Source organism: Stenotrophomonas sp. 24(2023) (assembly GCF_030913365.1).
In the GTDB taxonomy this organism is placed as follows: domain Bacteria; phylum Pseudomonadota; class Gammaproteobacteria; order Xanthomonadales; family Xanthomonadaceae; genus Stenotrophomonas.
This window is the reverse complement of the sequence record NZ_CP133160.1, coordinates 2,405,613-2,421,083: the sequence shown is the minus strand read 5'-3', so window position 1 is coordinate 2,421,083 and position 15,471 is coordinate 2,405,613. Positions and strand designations below refer to the sequence as shown.

Below are 15,471 nucleotides of genomic sequence, written 5' to 3'. Positions count from 1 at the left end.
CCAGGTTTCCATGCGGGGCCATGCCTTCCATTTCATGCGCTATGGGATCGGCTTCCTGCTGGCCCACCTGCTGCTGATCGTGCTCGGGCTGTGGTTGTGGGACAGCCTGCTGGAAGACCGCACCGAAGCCAGCCTGCAGGCCGAGATGCGCGGCACCCATGCCTTGCTGCAGCACCGCTTCGCGCAGACACCGCCTGAAGCGTGGCCGGTGCTGTCGCGCGAGCTGGACAACGAATTCGCCTATACGCTCAAGGTCATGCCGCTGCAGCAGGCCGAACAGCTGCTGCCGGCCCGCCAGCGCGCGCGGCTGGACAACGGCACCCTGCAGATCGACGTGGAGCACATGCGCAGCGTGCAGCGCCTGGGCGAAAGCAACCAGGCCGTGGTGCTCGGCCCGCTGGTGGATTACCCGCTGCCGGATGAAAGCTGGCAGGACAGCGATGTGTCCGGCGTGGCCATCGTGCTGCTGATCCTGATGGTCGCCGTGGCACTGCCGATGTATGTGATGGTCTACCGCCTGTGGCGCGATGTATCGCAGCTGGCCCAGACTGCCCGGCGCATGCGCGATGGCCAGCTCGACAGCCGCGCGCCGCGCGCCGGCACCGCGCTGGTGCGGCCGCTGGCCAAGGCGTTCAACCACATGGCCGAGCAGCTGCAGCAGCTGCTGGAAAGCCAGCGCGTGCTGGCCCAGGCCGTGGCCCATGAAGTGCGCACGCCACTGGCACGCATGCGCTTCGGGCTGGCTGACCTGGAGGACGCCGGGCTGGAAGATGCACAGCTGGCGGCCGTGGATGGCCTGCGCATCGACGTGGACCGGTTGCAGCACCTCACCGATGCCGGCGTGGAATATGCCGCGCTTGGCCGCTGCCAGCAGCTCACCCGCCAGCGCGTGCAGCTGGCCCCGGTGGTGCGTGGCGTGCTGTCGCAGTTCGATCCGCTGCCGTTGCAGGTCCAGGTGCAGCAGGTGCTGCCCCCGACCGCACTGGTATGCCTGAACCGGCAGATGCTGGAACTGGCACTGCGCAACCTGCTGGCCAATGCCCTGCGCTATGCGCGCACGCAGGTACGCATCGTGGCGGCCATCGACGATGGCACGCTGTGCCTGCAGGTGGAGGACGATGGCCCGGGCATCTGCCTGGAACACCGCCTGCAGGTGTTCCAGCCCTATGTGCGCCTGGACCCGGCCAGCCCCGGCTTCGGCCTGGGCCTGGCGCTGGTGCAGGTGGTGGCCGACAAGCACAACGGCGTGGTCGACATCCTGGATTCACGCCTGGGCGGTGCGTGCGTGCGGCTGGTGCTGCCGATGGTGACCACGCTGCCCGACGACGGCGATGGGCCCGGCGGCTGTACGCCCGCCTAGTCCTGGGCGTCGCCGCCGGCATCGGCGCGCGGCAGCTCGAACACGAACAAGGCCCCCTGCGGGCTGTCGAGCAGGTCGATGCGGCGCCCGTGCAGCTGCACGATGCGCTGCACGATCAACAGCCCCAGCCCGCCGTTGTCACCGCGCCGCGCGCCCAGCGCCGCCGGTGCCTGGAACAGCTGCGCGCGCAGCGCAGGTGCCACGCCCGGGCCATCATCGGCCACGCTCACCCGCACGCTGTCATCGCTGGACGCCAGGCCCACGCACACCCGGCCGCCGTCGGGTGCATGCCGCAGCGCGTTGTCCAGCAGGTTGGTCAGCACCCGCTCCACCAGGCCCAGGTCAGCGCGCACCAGCGGCAGGCCGGGCGGGAAATCGGCCTGCAGCTGCTGGCCGCGCGCCTGTGCGGCCAGCTCGAACTTCTGCAGCACGTCCTGCAGCAGCTCCGGCAGCGCGAACACTTCCCACTCCAGGCGCACCGCGCCGTGTTCCAGCCGCGCCAGCTCGAACAGCGCGCGCGCCAGCCCCCCCACCTTGCTGCTCTGCGCCAGCGCGATGGACAGGTAGCGCCGGCGCTCCTCCGGCGACAGCGTGGCGTCCTTCATCGCCAGCGTTTCCAGGTAGCCGTGCAGCGATGACAACGGCGTGCGCAGGTCATGGGAGATGTTGGCCACCAGCTCGCGGCGCTGCAGGTCCTGCTGGCGCAGCTGCTGCCACTGCTCGCCCAGACGGTAGGCCATCTGTGCATGGGCATGTTCCAGGATGGCCAGCTCATCGCCCTGGCGCGGCGGCATGGCCGGCGGCGGCGGCACCGTGGCAGGCGCGTCGATGTCGAAGGCCTGGATGCGCCGGGTCAGCTGCCGCAGCGGCCGGGTGACCCAGTAGAACGCGGCCAGGCCGGCCAGCAGCCCCAGCGTTCCCACCAGCACCACCGACCACAGCGTGGTGCGCCACTGGCTGGTGGCGGCCAGGTCGTCGGACAGCATCTGCCGGTGCTCGCCCACCAGCACCACGTACACATAGCCGGCCGGCTGCCCCTGCACGACCAGCGGGGCGACACTGAATACCTTGCGGCCATCAGGACTGCGCGGATCATCGCCGAGGATCGGCAGCGGCGCACCGCCCAGCAGCGCACGCAGCGGCGCGACATCCACGCGGGAGCGCTTGAGGTGGCCGCTGGGTGCATCGTGGCCGAGAATGCGGCCCTGGTCGTCCAGCAGGTACACCTCCACGCTGGGGTTGACCGCCATCAGCTGCCCGAACAGCGCGCGCACCGCGGCATCGCGCATGCCGCTGGTATCCATCAGCTCGCTGCGCTGGGCGATGTGCTCGGCCAGCCCCAATGACAGCCGCTGCACCACTTCCTGCTCGTGGCGTACATCGGTGCGCATCTGCACGGCCAGCAGCGCCATGCAGCACAGCAGCAGCAGCGCGCAGAACACGGCGGCCAGTTTCTGCCACAGGCTCAGGCGGATCACGGCGCGGCCCCGGCCGGATCGACCAGCTTGTAGCCACGTCCCCACACGGTCAGCAGCCGGCGCGGGTTGCCCGGGTCGGGCTCGATCTTGCTGCGCAGCCGGTTGATATGGGTATTGACCGTGTGCTCGTAACCATCGTGCTGGTAGCCCCAGACCTGGTTGAGCAGTTCCATGCGCGCGAATACCTGGTCGGGGTGGCGGGCGAAGAACAGCAGCAGGTCGAACTCGCGCGGGGTCAGGTCCAGCGCGCTGCCCTCCACGCTGGCGGTGCGCGCGATCGGGTCCAGCTGCAGGCCGCCGACCTCGATGGCGCCGGCGTCGATGCGTGCGTTCTGCGCCATCGCTTCGGCACGGCGCAGCAGCGCACGCACCCGCGCCACCAGTTCGGGCATCGAGAAGGGTTTGGCCAGGTAGTCATCCGCGCCCAGTTCCAGGCCGACGATGCGCTGGGTCTCGCTGCCGCGGGCGCTGATGATGATGATCGGCACGTAGCGCGTCATCGCCCGGGCACGCTTGCAGATCTGCAGGCCATCCACGCCGGGCAGCATCACATCCAGCACCAGCGCATCCCACGGGCCGTCCTGTTCAAGCAGCTGCAGGCCGCCGTCACCGGTGGCCGCGTGCTGCACGGCGAAGCCTTCATCGCCCAGGTGCAGGCGCAGCAGGTCGGCGATGTGGGCATCGTCTTCAACGATCAGGACGCGCTTGGCGGCAGGCATGGACGGCAGGCGGGCAACGAAAGGGATGCCGGCATTGTGGTGCACGGCGCGCCGGGATGTATCACGGAAAATTTAACTGCACGTGAGGATTCGTTGATCGGCCCCGGCGCAGCATGGTCCCGTCGCCCCTTCCCGGAGTTCGCCATGTCCCTTACCCGACGCCACCTGCTGGGCCTGGGCGGCATGGCGTGCGCCGCCGGCCTGGTCGGTCTTGCCGCCTGCAGCCGTGCCGCGCCCGCCGCCGCCCAGACACGCCCGCAACAACCGTTCGAAGTCACCCGCAGCGATGCCGACTGGCGCCGCCAGCTCTCGCCGGCGCAGTACGCGGTACTGCGCCAGCAGGCGACCGAGCGCCCCTACAGCAGCCCGCTGAACAAGGAACACCGGCGTGGAACGTTCAGCTGCGCCGGCTGTGGCCTGCCGCTGTTCTCCTCGTCCACCAAGTTCGAAAGCGGTACCGGCTGGCCCAGCTTCTGGGCCCCGCTGCACGATGCGGTCGGCGAGGACCGCGATACCGCCTTCGGCATGGTGCGGGTGGAAGTGCACTGCCGGCGCTGTGGTGGCCACCTGGGCCATGTCTTCGCCGATGGCCCGCGCCCGACCGGCCTGCGCTACTGCATGAACGGCGCAGCACTGGCCTTCGAACCGGCACCGGCCGGCGGCGATGCTGCCGGCGGCTGGCGCGTGCCGGTATGACCCTTCTTCCTGCTGGAGCCTGACCATGCTGCTGTTGCTGCTGGCGTACCTGGGGGGCGTGCTGACCCTGCTCAGCCCCTGCATCCTGCCGGTGCTGCCGTTCGTGTTCGCCCGTGCGGACCGGCCGTTCGCGCGCAGCACCCTGCCCCTGCTGCTGGGCATGGCGCTGACCTTCACCGTGGTGGCCAGCCTGGCCGCCGTTGGCAGCCAGTGGGTGGCCCAGGCCAACCAGGCCGGCCGATGGATCGCGCTGGCGCTGATGGCCATGTTCGCCCTGGCCCTGCTGTGGCCGACCCTGGCCGACCACCTGCTGGCGCCGTTCCAGCGCGTGGGCGCCCGCCTCAGTGCCCGCGCCGACGCGGCCGATGCGGCCGGCAAGGGCGGCGCCGGCACCTCGCTGCTGATCGGCATCGCCACCGGCCTGCTGTGGGCGCCGTGCGCCGGCCCGATCCTTGGGCTGGTGCTGACCGGCGCTGCATTGAACGGCGCGAGCGTGGGCACCAGCACGCTGCTGCTGGCCTATGCGCTGGGCGCGATGACCGCCCTGGCACTGGCCATCTGGGTCGGCGGCCGCGTCTACCGTGCCCTGCAGGCCCGGCTGGGGCTGGGCAACGTGATCCGCCGCGTGCTGGGCGTAGCGGCACTGCTGGCGGTGGTGGCCATCGGCCTGGGCTGGGACACCGGCCTGCTGACGCGGCTGTCCACGGTCAGCACCGCGCGCCTGGAACAGGGCCTGATCGATGCGGTGCCCGGTGCACAGCCCTCGGCCCCGCCGATGATGATGGCCGCCAAGGACACCGGTGCCGACGCGCCGCTGCCGGTGGAAGGCCGCCTGCCGCCGCTGGACGGTGCCACCGGCTGGCTCAACAGCCCGCCCCTGACCCGTGAGCAGCTGCGCGGCAAGGTGGTGGTGATCGATTTCTGGACCTATTCCTGCATCAACTGCCTGCGCGCCATGCCGTTCGTGCACGAATGGGAACGCCGCTACCGCGACCACGGCCTGGTGGTGATCGGCGTGCACACGCCCGAGTTCGCCTTCGAGCGCGACCCGCGCAACGTGATGAAGGCCGTGCAGCAGCTGAAGGTCGGTTACCCGGTGGCGCTGGACAACCAGTACGCCATCTGGCGCGCCTTCGACAACCGCTACTGGCCGGCGCAGTACTTCGTCGATGCACAGGGCCAGGTGCGCGGCCACCAGTTCGGCGAGGGCAACTACGCCCGCTCCGAGCAGATGATCCGTCGCCTGCTGCTGGAAGCGGGCCAGACCGACCTGCCGCCGCCGGCCGATCCCGCCGCCGGCACCCTGCAGGGCGTGGCCGTGCAGGCCGACATGGGCAACCTGCGTTCGCCGGAAACCTACCTGGGCCATGCCCGTGCCGAACAGTTCGCCTCCCCCGGTGGGCAGCGCACCGGCGCCGCGTTCGCGTACACGCTGCCCGCCACGTTGGCCCTGAACCAGTGGGGCCTGCAGGGCCGCTGGACGGTCAGTGATGAAGCCGCGCAGCTGCAGCAGGCCGGTGGCCGCATCGGCTTCCAGTTCCATGCCCGCGACCTGCACCTGGTGCTGGCACCGAAGGCCGATGGCACGCCGGCACGCTTCCGCGTGTGGCTGGACGGCAAGCCGCTGCCGGCCAGCGATGCCGGCAGCGACGTCGGCGCCGACGGCAGCGGCACGATCACCGAGCACCGCCTGTACCAGCTGGTGCGCCAGCGCGGCACGGTCGGTACCCACCGCTTCGAGATCGAGTTCCTCGATGCCGGTGTCCAGGCCTATGCCTTCACCTTTGGTTGATGCAGGAGACGCAGATGAAATTCTCGTTCGAACAGGGCATCGCTGCCGGCGTGGCCGGCCTGGTGGCCAGTGCGTTGATCGCCGGCGTGCTGCTGGTGGACCACGGTGCGATGGCCGCGCCGACCGAACCCACCGCGCAGGCACAGGCGCTGCCGGCACCGACCGGTGAGGCCGCCTACCGCGACGACCGTACCCAGGCCAGCGTGGTGTTCGCCGGTGGCTGCTTCTGGGGCGTGCAGGGCGTGTTCCAGCACGTCAAGGGCGTGAGCAATGCCGTGTCCGGCTACATCGGCGGCAACGGCAGCGATGCCCGCTATGAGCGGGTCAGCACCGGCAGCACCGGCCATGCCGAAGCCGTGAAGGTCGACTACGACCCGCGCCAGGTCAGCTACGGGCAGCTGATGCAGGTGTTCTTCTCGGTGGTGCACGACCCCACCCAGCTCAACCGGCAGGGCCCGGACCATGGCAGCCAGTACCGTTCGGCGATCTATGCCGACGATGCGCGCGAACAGGCCGCCAGCCGCGCCTACATCGCCCAGCTCACCCAGGCCGGCAGCTACCGCGCCCCGGTGGTCACCCAGCTGGGCAGCGGCAAGCGCTTCTATGCGGCCGAGAGCTACCACCAGAACTACATGACGCGCTTCCCGGAGGCGGCCTACATACGCTACTACGACGCGCCGAAGCTGGCGGCACTGCGCACGCAGTTCCCGCAGCTGTACCGCCGCGAGCCGGCGCTGGTACCGATGCGCTGAGCGCCGGCCGTGCGCAGGAAAAAAAGACGCACGGCCATCCAGCCGTGCGTTCTGGGAAGTACCGGCCGCACCCCAGGGCCCGACCGGCATGGCCATGCTAGCCTTGCCGGCACTACGGGTACAGGCGCAGCGTGGAGTGGGAACGATGGATACAGATCACGCGGCAACGGCCACGCCGCCACGCTACCAGCGCCTGTCCGATGAACTGGCCGATGCCATCCACGGCGGCCGCCTGCCGGTGGGCAGCCGCCTGCCGTCGCTGCGGCAGATGGCCAGCCAGCGCGGGCTGAGCCTGAACACCGTGATTGCCGCCTACCGCCAGCTGGAAGATGCCGGCCTGGTGATTCCGCGCGCCAAGGCCGGCTTCGAGGTAGCCCCGCGGCTGTCGGCACCGGAACGGTCCCTGCGCGATGTGCCTTCGCTGCCCAACGCCCCGGGGCAACTGGCCCTGATGGAACGGGTACTGGCCGCACAACGGCAGCCCGGCGTGGTCGACCTGGCCTTCGCCGGCCCCCGTGGGCGCCAGTTCTATCCGGCCGCTCAGCTGGCGCGGCACACCGCGCTGGTGCTGCGCCATGGCCAGCAGACACTGGAACGCTACGCGCGCCCGAACGGTTCGCAGCGGCTGCTGGCGCAGATCGTGCGCCGCGGCCCGCGCATGGGCCTGCACACCACCGCCGAACGCCTGCAGCTCACCCACGGCGGCATGGAGGCGCTGCAGCTGGCGCTGCGTGCGGTGACCTCGCCCGGTGATGCGGTGGGCATCGAGGCCCCTTCCTATTTCAATCTGTACCCGCTGCTTTCGCACCTGGGCCTGCGCGCCATCGAGCTGCCCACCCACCCGCAGACCGGGCTGGACGTGGATGCAGTGGAGACCCTGCTGGACAGCACGCCGCTGGCCGCCCTGATGGTGATGCCGACCGTGCACAACCCGCTGGGCTGCACCATGCCGGTGGCCGCCAAGCAGCGCCTGGCCACGCTGGTCAACGCACGCAGGCTGCCGCTGATCGAAGATGCGGTGTATGCCGACCTGCAGTTCAGCGAGCCACCGGCACCGCTGCTGAAGGCGTTCGACCGCGATGGCTGGGTGATGGTGGTGGCCGGGTTTTCCAAGACACTGGCGCCGGACTACCGCATCGGCTGGCTCGATGGTGGCCGCTTCGCCGAACGCATCGCTCTGCTGAAATTCCAGACCAGTGGTGCCGAGCCGCAGCTGCTCGGCGATGCGGTGGCCTCGTACCTGGAATCGGGCACCTACGAACACCACCTGCGGCGCCTGCGCCGCCTCTACCGCGACCAGGTCGGCCGGCTGCGCCAGCTGGTGGCCGAGCACTTCCCCGCCAGCACGCGGGCCACCGAACCGCAGGGCGGTTTCCTGCTGTGGCTGGAACTGCCCGGCGTGGACACGCGCGAACTGTTCGAGCAGGCCCTTGCCGAAAACATCGTGTTCATGCCCGGCCAGGTGTATTCACGCGGCGCGCGCTACCGCCATTGCCTGCGCCTGTCCTGCTGCCAGACGCTGGACGCGCGCTTCATCGGCGCGGTGCAGCGCGTGGGTGAACTCGCCCGGGAACTGGACGCCCAGCGGTAGGTCGGGGGCGCGGCGTTGCGTGACGCCGCCGCTGCGCCGACGGGCACTGCGCCTCAACCGTCCTGCAGGTACCGCGACAGGGTTTCACCGTCGGCACCGGGCAGGTGCGGCAGCCGGCCCCAGCACGGCATCGGCAGGCGCTGCACCAGCGTGGCCACGTTCTCGTCCTGGCGCTGCATGGCCGGGTCGATGTGGTTGCCGATCCAGCCCAGGCAGTCCACGCCGCGCGCCTGCAGGGCTTCGGCCGTCAGCCGCGCGTGGTTCACGCAGCCCAGCCGCAGGCCGACCACCAGCACCACCGGCAGCTGCAGCGCGCGCACCAGATCGATCTGGTCCAGCGTGGCCGACACCGGTGCCAGCCAGCCGCCCACCCCCTCCACCACCACGATGTCCGCCTGCGCCTGCAGGCGCTGGAAGGCCGCCATGATCGGGGCCAGTGCCACCGTCACCCCGTCCTCGGCGGCCGCCAGTTCCGGGGCCAGCGGCTGGCGCAGCGCATACGGGTTCAGGTCCGCGTAGGCCGGTACCGGCCAGCTGGCCGCCTGCAGGGCCAGCGCATCCTCGTTGCGCAGCCCCTGCCCCAGGTCCTGGCTGCCGCTGGCCACCGGCTTCATGCCGACCGCGCGCAGGCCGCGCCGGCGCAGGGCGTGCAGCAGCGCAGTGCTGCTGGCGGTCTTGCCGATCTCGGTATCGGTCCCGGTGACGAACACGGCGGGCGGCAGCGTAGCGGGCAGGTGCATCGACAGTTCCAGCAGGGCAACAGAGCATCCATTATCGCCGGCCTGCGTGCTTGCTAGACTGCGGGCATGTTTGCCACCTCCTCGCTCGCCGGCAGCAAGCCGGAACAGTACGCCCAGCTGCTGGACCAGGCCCGTGCCCTGGTCCACGGCGAAGCCGACCGCATCGCCAACGCCGCCAACCTGTCGGCGCTGGTCTACCACGCCCTGCCGGACCTGAACTGGGTGGGCTTCTACCTGTACGACGGCACCGAACTGGTCGTCGGCCCGTTCCAGGGCCTGCCGGCCTGCGTGCGCATTCCGCTGGACAAGGGTGTGTGCGGCGCAGCGGCGCGCCTGCGCGTGACCCAGCGCATCGACGATGTGGATGCCTTCCCGGGCCATATCGCCTGCGATTCGGCATCGCGCTCGGAACTGGTCGTGCCGCTGGTGCGCGGCGATGCGCTCATCGGTGTGTTCGACATCGACAGCCCGGTGCTGGCCCGCTTCGATGCCGATGACCAGGCCGGCCTGGAAGCCATTGCCCGCGTGTTCGTGGAGGCGCTGGGTTGAGCGCCCCGAAGCTGCGCAACATCGGCCCGAAGAGCGCGGCCTGGCTGCGCCAGGTCGGGCTGCGCAGCCGTGAGGACCTGGCCGCCATCGGTGCGGTCGGGGCCTACGTCAAGGTCAAGCGGGCCGGCTTCAAGCCCAGCCTGAACCTGCTGTACTCGCTGGAAGGCGCCCTGCTGGACTGCCACTGGCAGGAACTGGGCGAAGCGCAGCGCGAGGCGCTGGTGCAGGATTACGAAGCGCGTATCGCCGCGCATCCGCTGAAGGCGGCCGGCCCCGCTTCGGGCCCGGTGCACGAGCGGCGGTTCGATGGCGAGGATGACGATACGGACAACGACGCCGGCAGCAGCACCGACGACGATTGACCTCCATGGCCACCGCCGGGCATGAGCCGGCGAAGCACCTCAGGGCTGCTGCAGTTCCAGCAGCTCGCCGACCGGCCCGCCCTCGCCCCGCTCGATCCGCACCCGCAGGCGCGTGCCGTGGTCGATGCGCAGCGCCCAGCACAGCGACATCGGCAGCCCGCAGACCAGCGACAGCACCATGCGCAGCGGGCCACCGTGGCTGACCACCAGCGTGGCGGGCGGTTCGTCGTCATCCAGCAGCCGGTCCAGTGCACGGGCGATGCGGCGCTCGAAGTGGCCCCAGCTTTCGCCGTTCGGCGGCGGGAACGCATGCGGATCGGCATGGAACGCGGCCAGTGCCTGTTCCGGCAGGTCGAACAGCGATTGCCCGTCCCAGTCGCCGAAATCCAGCTCTTCCCATTCCTCCTCGGCCTCCACATCCAGCCCGCGCGGGGTGGCCAGCGCCATGGCGGTATGCAGCGAACGCAGGCGCGGCGAGCTGATCACCCGTTCCCAGTCATGGCCGGCATAGGCATCGACCAGTTCCTGCGGCAGCCGCGCAAGCTGCGGCGGATCACTGCGGCCATCAAGGAATTCATCGCGGCCGTTGCCCGCGTGGCGGACCAGGTCGAGGATCATGGCTGCGCCCTGGACAGGCAACGCAGGTGAAGCTTGGAACGGGCGGACATCGGCAACGGCACCACGACAGATCGAGCTGCATTCTAGTGGCTGGCGCCGCGCACGCCCACCGCCGGCCTGCAGGGGCGGGCACCGATGCCGTAGACTGCGCGCACTTCCAGGTGACCTGCGGCCATGGCCGGCAGGTTGAAACGGGAAGCCGGTGACGCCCCTTCCACGGGCCAGGCCGGCGCTGCCCCCGCAACGGTAAGCAGGTCAGTTCCAGGCTCACGCCACTGTGCCCCAGGGCATGGGAAGGCGCCTGGACGGTGGCATGTCCACCCGGCCGCAAGCCCGGAGACCGGCCCGGAAGCCCCAGGTTGCGATGCGGTGGGCATCGACGACGGCACTGCGCAGGGCGCAGCGCCTGCGTGCCCCCGTTCCGCAGCTCCCCTGCCTTTGGCCGTGCGGGCGTGCACGGCATCTGGAGTTGCCGATGAAGCCCCGTACTGCTGTTCTGTCCCTGGCCGTGATGGCCACCCTGCCGGCGCTGGCGCAGGCCGAGACCGCCACCGCGCTGGACCAGGTGCTGGTCACCGCCACCCGTACCCCGATCGCCCTGCAGGACAGCATCGCGCCGGCCCAAGTGATCGACCGCGCTGCCATCGAAAGCAGCCAGGCCACCTCGCTGCAGGAACTGCTGCGTGGCCGTGCCGGCATCAACCTGACCAACAGCGGCGGCTTGGGCAAGCAGAGCTCGCTGTTCCTGCGCGGCACCAATTCCTCGCACACCGTGGTGCTGGTCGATGGCGTGCGCATCAACACCGCCGATTTCGGCCTGGCCATGCTGCAGGACCTGCCGCTGGCGCAGATCGAGCGGGTGGAAATCGTGCGCGGCCCGCAGTCGAGCCTGTACGGTGCCGACGCGATCGGTGGCGTGATCCAGATCTTCACCCGCCGCAACACCGGTGATTTCGCCCCGCACCTGCAGCTGGGCGGCGGCAGCAACGGCCTGCGCGAGGCCAGTGGCGGCATCGGCGGTGGCACCGAGCGCGGCTGGTTCGGCGCGGACATCGCCTACCAGCACACCGATGGCATCAATGCCTGCCGTGGCTCGGTATCGCCGTTCGCCGGCTGCGGCGCCGACGAGCCCGACCGTGATGGCTACCGCAACCTGTCCAAGAGCCTGCGCGGTGGCTACACGTTCAACGACCAGTGGACGGTGGAAGGCAGCGCGCTGCGCGCCGACGGCAGGAACCATTACGACGGCTATTACAACTACTCAGAGACCCGTCAGCAGGTGCTGGCCGGCAAGGTGCGCTACACCCCGTCCGAACGCGTGACGCTGACCGCCAACGTCGGCCGCAGCGACAACGAATCGCAGGACTACGGCCCCTTCGATGCACGCGGCAGCGCGCAGACGCATCGCGATACGGCCTCGCTGCAGGGCGACATCGGCTTGGCCGAGGGCCAGCTGCTCAGCGCTGGCGTGGACTGGAGCAATGACAATCTCGATGGCAGCAGCGCCGGGTATCTGGTGGACAGCCGCCGCAATACAGGCGTGTTCGCGCAGTACCAGGGCCGTTTCGGCCGCCACCAGCTGCAGGCCAGCGTACGCAACGACGACAACGCGCAGTTCGGCAACCACACCACCGGCAGCCTGGGCTGGGCGATGGCACTGGACCACGGCCTGCGGCTCACTGCCAGCTACGGCACCGCGTTCAAGGCGCCGACCTTCAGCGATCTGTATGACCCGTGGAGTGGCGTGCCGACGCTGAAGCCGGAGAAGGCCAAGAGCGCGAACATCGGTATTGCCCAGCAGGGCCAGGGCTGGCGCTGGGCCCTGGATGCGTATGAAACACGCATCGATGACCTGATCACCTACGATGCAGCCACCTTCATGATGCACCAGGTGGAGAAGGCGCGGATCCGCGGTGCGGAACTGACCGGTGGCACCACCCTGGCCGGGTTCGACATCAATGCGCAGGTCAGCTGGACCGACCCGCGCAACCGCACCTCCGGCAGCAGCCAGTACGACAACCTGCTGGCCCGGCGTGCACGCCAGACCGCACGGCTGGACGTGGACCGCCGCTTCGGTGACCTGCGCCTGGGCGTGACCGCGCAGGGGGCCGGCAGGCGCTTCGACGATGCCGCCAACCGCGTGACCGTGGCCGGCTACGGCACCCTCGACCTGCGTGCCGAGTACGCACTGACACCGTCGTGGTCGCTGCTGGCCCGCGCGGCGAACGTGTTCGATCGCCGCTATGAAACCGTGGCCTGGTACAACCAGCCCGGCCGCGAGTACCAGCTGAGCATGCGCTACCAGCCGAAGTGAAACATCGTGCGCCGGGCCATGCCCGGCGCTGCCGGATCAGGCGGCCAGCCCCGGCAGGTCGCGCAGATCGTCGATCACGGCCACCGCATCGCTGTCATCCAGGTCCAGCCCGCGCGGGTAGCCGTAGCGCACCAGCGCGATGGGCATGCCGGCATCACGCGCGGCCCGGTAGTCGGTGATCGAATCGCCCACCATCAGGCACTGCGCCGGCGCCAGGCCGAAGTGGGCGGCGATGTGCCGCAGCGGCTCGCCACTGGGCTTGCGCTGCGGCAGTGAATCGCCCCCCAGCACCTGCGCGAAGGCATCGCCGATGCCCAGGTGCTGCAGCAGCGGCGGCACCAGTGCCGCCGGCTTGTTGGTGCAGATGGCCAGCGGTACGTTGCGTTCGCGCAACTGCGCCAGCGCCTCCGGCACACCGGTGAACAGCTGCGGGCTGCGCAGCAAGCATTCCCCGTAGTGCACCATGAAGCGCGGCATCACCGCGGCCATGTCCACCGGCAGGCCCACCGCTTCTACGGCCTGTTCGACCAGGCGGCGCACGCCATCACCGATCCAGCCGAGCACAGTGGCTTCGGCCACGCGCGCCACGCCCAGTTCTTCCAGCGTGCGGTTGAGTGCCTCGGCGATATCGGCGGCGCTGTCCACCAGCGTGCCATCAAGGTCGAACACCACCAGCGGGTACGGATAGGACACGGCAACGCCACCAGGCAACGGGGAATCGCTCATTGTACACCGGTGCCCCGTGGCGCTCGCCGCGGCGCGCGCGCAGGGCGCCAGTCGATGTCGGCAAATTCAGGGCTGGCGAAGCACTCCACCAGGTAGTCGAGGAAGCAGCGCAGCACCGCCGGCTGCTGCCGGCGCGAGGCGTACACCGCATGCACGCCCAGTTCCTCCAGGTCGTAGTCCGGCAGCAGCTGCACCAGTTCGCCACGGCGCAGCAGCGGTGCCACCTGGTAGGCGGGCAACATCGCGATGCCGGCGCCGGCACGCACCGCTTCCAGCAGCAGCGAGGCTTCGTTGGCGCTGATGTTGCCGCCCACCGCCACGGAAATCGTGCGGCCACCGCGGAACAGGTTCCACACGCTGCGCGCAACGTAGTGGTGCGTCATGCAGTTGTGGGTGGCCAGTTCCTCCGGCACCTGCGGCGTGCCACGTGCCTGCAGGTAGGCCGGCGTCGCGCACAGCACCGAACTGCAGGTCGCCAGCTTGCGCGCGATCAGGCCCGGGTCGACCCGGCGCGCGATGCGCACGGCCAGGTCCACGCGCTCCTCCACCAGGTTGACCAGCCGGTCCACCAGCAGCAGCTCGATGCGGGCGGCCGGGTGCCGTTGCACATAACCGGCCACCGCCCGCGCCAGATGGCTCTGGCCGAAGGAGACGCTGGCGGTCACCCGCAGCGTGCCGTGCGGTTCCGGGTCATCACTGGCCAGTTCGCTCTGCAGGTCCGCGCCGATCTCCAGCATCTGCCGGAAGCGCTGCAGGGCGGCCTCGCCGGCGCTGGTCAGGCTGGTACGGCGGGTGGTCCGGTGCAGCAGGCGCACGCCCAGCCACTGCTCCACCTGCGCCAGGTAGCGGGTGACCATCGCCCGCGACATGTCCAGCGCATCGGCAGCGGCGGTCAGGCTGCCGCGCTCGGCCACGTTGACGAACACGGTCATGGCGGTGAAGCGGTCCATATGATCGACTCCTGCAACAAACCTGACCGTTATACGCTGTTTTTCGGACAACTGGACCGGCCTACAGTGGGCTCACCTTCCCTCCCACTGGAACACCCGCCATGAAGATCGCCCTCGTCGGTGCCACCGGCAACATCGGCCGCCAGATCGCCCGCCACGCCCTCGCACGCGGCCACCAGGTCACCGCCCTGGTCCGCAGCGAAAACGACCTGCCGGCCGAACTGGCCGGTGCCCGCCTGGCCATCGCCCCGCTGGATGACGCTGAAGCGCTGGCCGCGGTGATCGCCGGCCACGATGTGCTGGCCAGCGCCTACGGCCCGCGCCCGGGCGATGACATCGGCCGCGTCGCCAACGTTGCCGAGCAGCTGGTCGCTGCCGCGCGCCAGGCCGGCGTGCCGCGCGTGGTGGTGGTCGGCGGCGCCGGCAGCCTGGAAGTGGCACCGGGCGTGCAGCTGGTGGACACGCCGGATTTCCCGGCCGCCTACAAGCCCTACGCCCTGGCCCACCGCGAAGCACTCACCCGCCTGCAGGCCATCGATGACCTGGACTGGACGTTCTTCTCGCCGGCCGCGGAAATCGGCCCGGGCGAAGAACGCGGCCAGTACCGCGTGCAGGCCAAGGCCTTCCTGGCCGATGCCAGTGGCCACAGCCGCATCAGCTACGGCGACTACGGTGCGGCCTTCGTGGCCGAACTGGAAGCGCACCAGTACCCGCAGCAGATCATCACCGTCGCGTACTGACGCCTGCCCAGCGGGCAGGGCCCGGCGCCGCCCCGCTGCAGCGCCAGGCCCCTGCCCGGCCCCACCCGCCACAAGGACAACCCC

15 protein-coding genes and 1 riboswitch are annotated in these 15,471 nt (G+C 70.1%); of the genes, 9 read left to right on the top strand and 6 right to left on the bottom strand.

The window, feature by feature from the left end; all coding sequences use genetic code 11:
• Positions 1-10 precede the first annotated feature (10 nt).
• Positions 11-1,360: an ATP-binding protein gene (locus Q9R17_RS10790; RefSeq protein WP_308158326.1), complete on the top strand. Its 1,350-nt coding sequence runs from the start codon at positions 11-13 to the stop codon at positions 1,358-1,360.
• Here the strand turns inward: Q9R17_RS10790 and Q9R17_RS10785 are convergent.
• Positions 1,357-2,838, bottom strand: coding sequence for a HAMP domain-containing sensor histidine kinase (locus Q9R17_RS10785; RefSeq protein ID WP_308154646.1), 1,482 nt, complete (start codon positions 2,836-2,838; stop codon positions 1,357-1,359). The two genes, Q9R17_RS10790 and Q9R17_RS10785, sit on opposite strands and share 4 nt — an antisense overlap.
• Positions 2,835-3,557, bottom strand: a complete 723-nt coding sequence (locus Q9R17_RS10780; RefSeq protein ID WP_308154645.1) for a response regulator transcription factor — start codon at positions 3,555-3,557, stop codon at positions 2,835-2,837. The genes Q9R17_RS10785 and Q9R17_RS10780 overlap by 4 nt, the downstream gene beginning before the upstream one ends.
• A gap of 144 nt (positions 3,558-3,701) precedes the next feature.
• Between Q9R17_RS10780 and msrB the strand changes: the two genes are divergently transcribed.
• The 4 genes from msrB (at position 3,702) to Q9R17_RS10760 (ending at position 8,388) form a co-directional block, all read left to right on the top strand.
• Complete coding sequence (gene msrB, locus Q9R17_RS10775; RefSeq protein WP_308154644.1) at positions 3,702-4,253, top strand: peptide-methionine (R)-S-oxide reductase MsrB; 552 nt, start codon at positions 3,702-3,704, stop codon at positions 4,251-4,253.
• Between the two features lie 25 nt (positions 4,254-4,278).
• Positions 4,279-6,045: a cytochrome c biogenesis protein DipZ gene (locus Q9R17_RS10770; protein WP_308154643.1), complete on the top strand. Its 1,767-nt coding sequence runs from the start codon at positions 4,279-4,281 to the stop codon at positions 6,043-6,045.
• A gap of 14 nt (positions 6,046-6,059) precedes the next feature.
• Entirely contained in the window at positions 6,060-6,797 is a 738-nt protein-coding gene (gene msrA / locus Q9R17_RS10765) for a peptide-methionine (S)-S-oxide reductase MsrA (RefSeq protein ID WP_308154642.1), read from the top strand.
• Positions 6,798-6,942: 145 nt separating this feature from the next.
• Entirely contained in the window at positions 6,943-8,388 is a 1,446-nt protein-coding gene (locus Q9R17_RS10760; protein ID WP_308154641.1) for a PLP-dependent aminotransferase family protein, read from the top strand.
• Positions 8,389-8,441: 53 nt separating this feature from the next.
• Here Q9R17_RS10760 and bioD read toward each other — a convergent pair whose 3' ends face one another.
• Positions 8,442-9,128 (bottom strand): dethiobiotin synthase, encoded by a 687-nt coding sequence (gene bioD / locus Q9R17_RS10755; protein ID WP_308154640.1) that lies wholly within the window; start codon positions 9,126-9,128, stop codon positions 8,442-8,444.
• Between the two features lie 66 nt (positions 9,129-9,194).
• On the opposite strand from bioD, the gene Q9R17_RS10750 reads away from it, so the two are divergent.
• Together Q9R17_RS10750 and Q9R17_RS10745 are read left to right on the top strand one after the other, a co-directional pair.
• A complete protein-coding gene (locus tag Q9R17_RS10750; RefSeq protein WP_308154639.1) occupies positions 9,195-9,677 on the top strand; it encodes a GAF domain-containing protein in 483 nt (160 codons plus the stop codon).
• Entirely contained in the window at positions 9,674-10,039 is a 366-nt protein-coding gene (locus Q9R17_RS10745; protein ID WP_308154638.1) for a TfoX/Sxy family protein, read from the top strand. Before Q9R17_RS10750 ends, Q9R17_RS10745 begins: the two co-directional genes overlap by 4 nt.
• Positions 10,040-10,078: 39 nt before the next feature.
• On the opposite strand, the gene Q9R17_RS10740 is transcribed toward Q9R17_RS10745, so the two are convergent.
• Positions 10,079-10,657: a histidine phosphatase family protein gene (locus Q9R17_RS10740; protein ID WP_308154637.1), complete on the bottom strand. Its 579-nt coding sequence runs from the start codon at positions 10,655-10,657 to the stop codon at positions 10,079-10,081.
• A 142-nt stretch (positions 10,658-10,799) separates the two neighbouring features.
• Positions 10,800-11,021, top strand: a riboswitch (cobalamin riboswitch).
• 111 nt (positions 11,022-11,132) lie between these two features.
• On the opposite strand from Q9R17_RS10740, the gene btuB reads away from it, so the two are divergent.
• Positions 11,133-12,971: a TonB-dependent vitamin B12 receptor gene (gene btuB / locus Q9R17_RS10735; protein WP_308154636.1), complete on the top strand. Its 1,839-nt coding sequence runs from the start codon at positions 11,133-11,135 to the stop codon at positions 12,969-12,971.
• A gap of 36 nt (positions 12,972-13,007) precedes the next feature.
• Here btuB and gph read toward each other — a convergent pair whose 3' ends face one another.
• On the bottom strand, positions 13,008-13,664 hold the full coding sequence (gene gph, locus Q9R17_RS10730; protein ID WP_308158325.1) for a phosphoglycolate phosphatase: 657 nt from the start codon (positions 13,662-13,664) through the stop codon (positions 13,008-13,010).
• A 29-nt stretch (positions 13,665-13,693) separates the two neighbouring features.
• Positions 13,694-14,647 (bottom strand): LysR family transcriptional regulator, encoded by a 954-nt coding sequence (locus Q9R17_RS10725; protein WP_308154635.1) that lies wholly within the window; start codon positions 14,645-14,647, stop codon positions 13,694-13,696.
• Between the two features lie 101 nt (positions 14,648-14,748).
• On the opposite strand from Q9R17_RS10725, the gene Q9R17_RS10720 reads away from it, so the two are divergent.
• Positions 14,749-15,387: an NAD(P)H-binding protein gene (locus Q9R17_RS10720; RefSeq protein ID WP_308154634.1), complete on the top strand. Its 639-nt coding sequence runs from the start codon at positions 14,749-14,751 to the stop codon at positions 15,385-15,387.
• Positions 15,388-15,471: the final 84 nt, after the last annotated feature.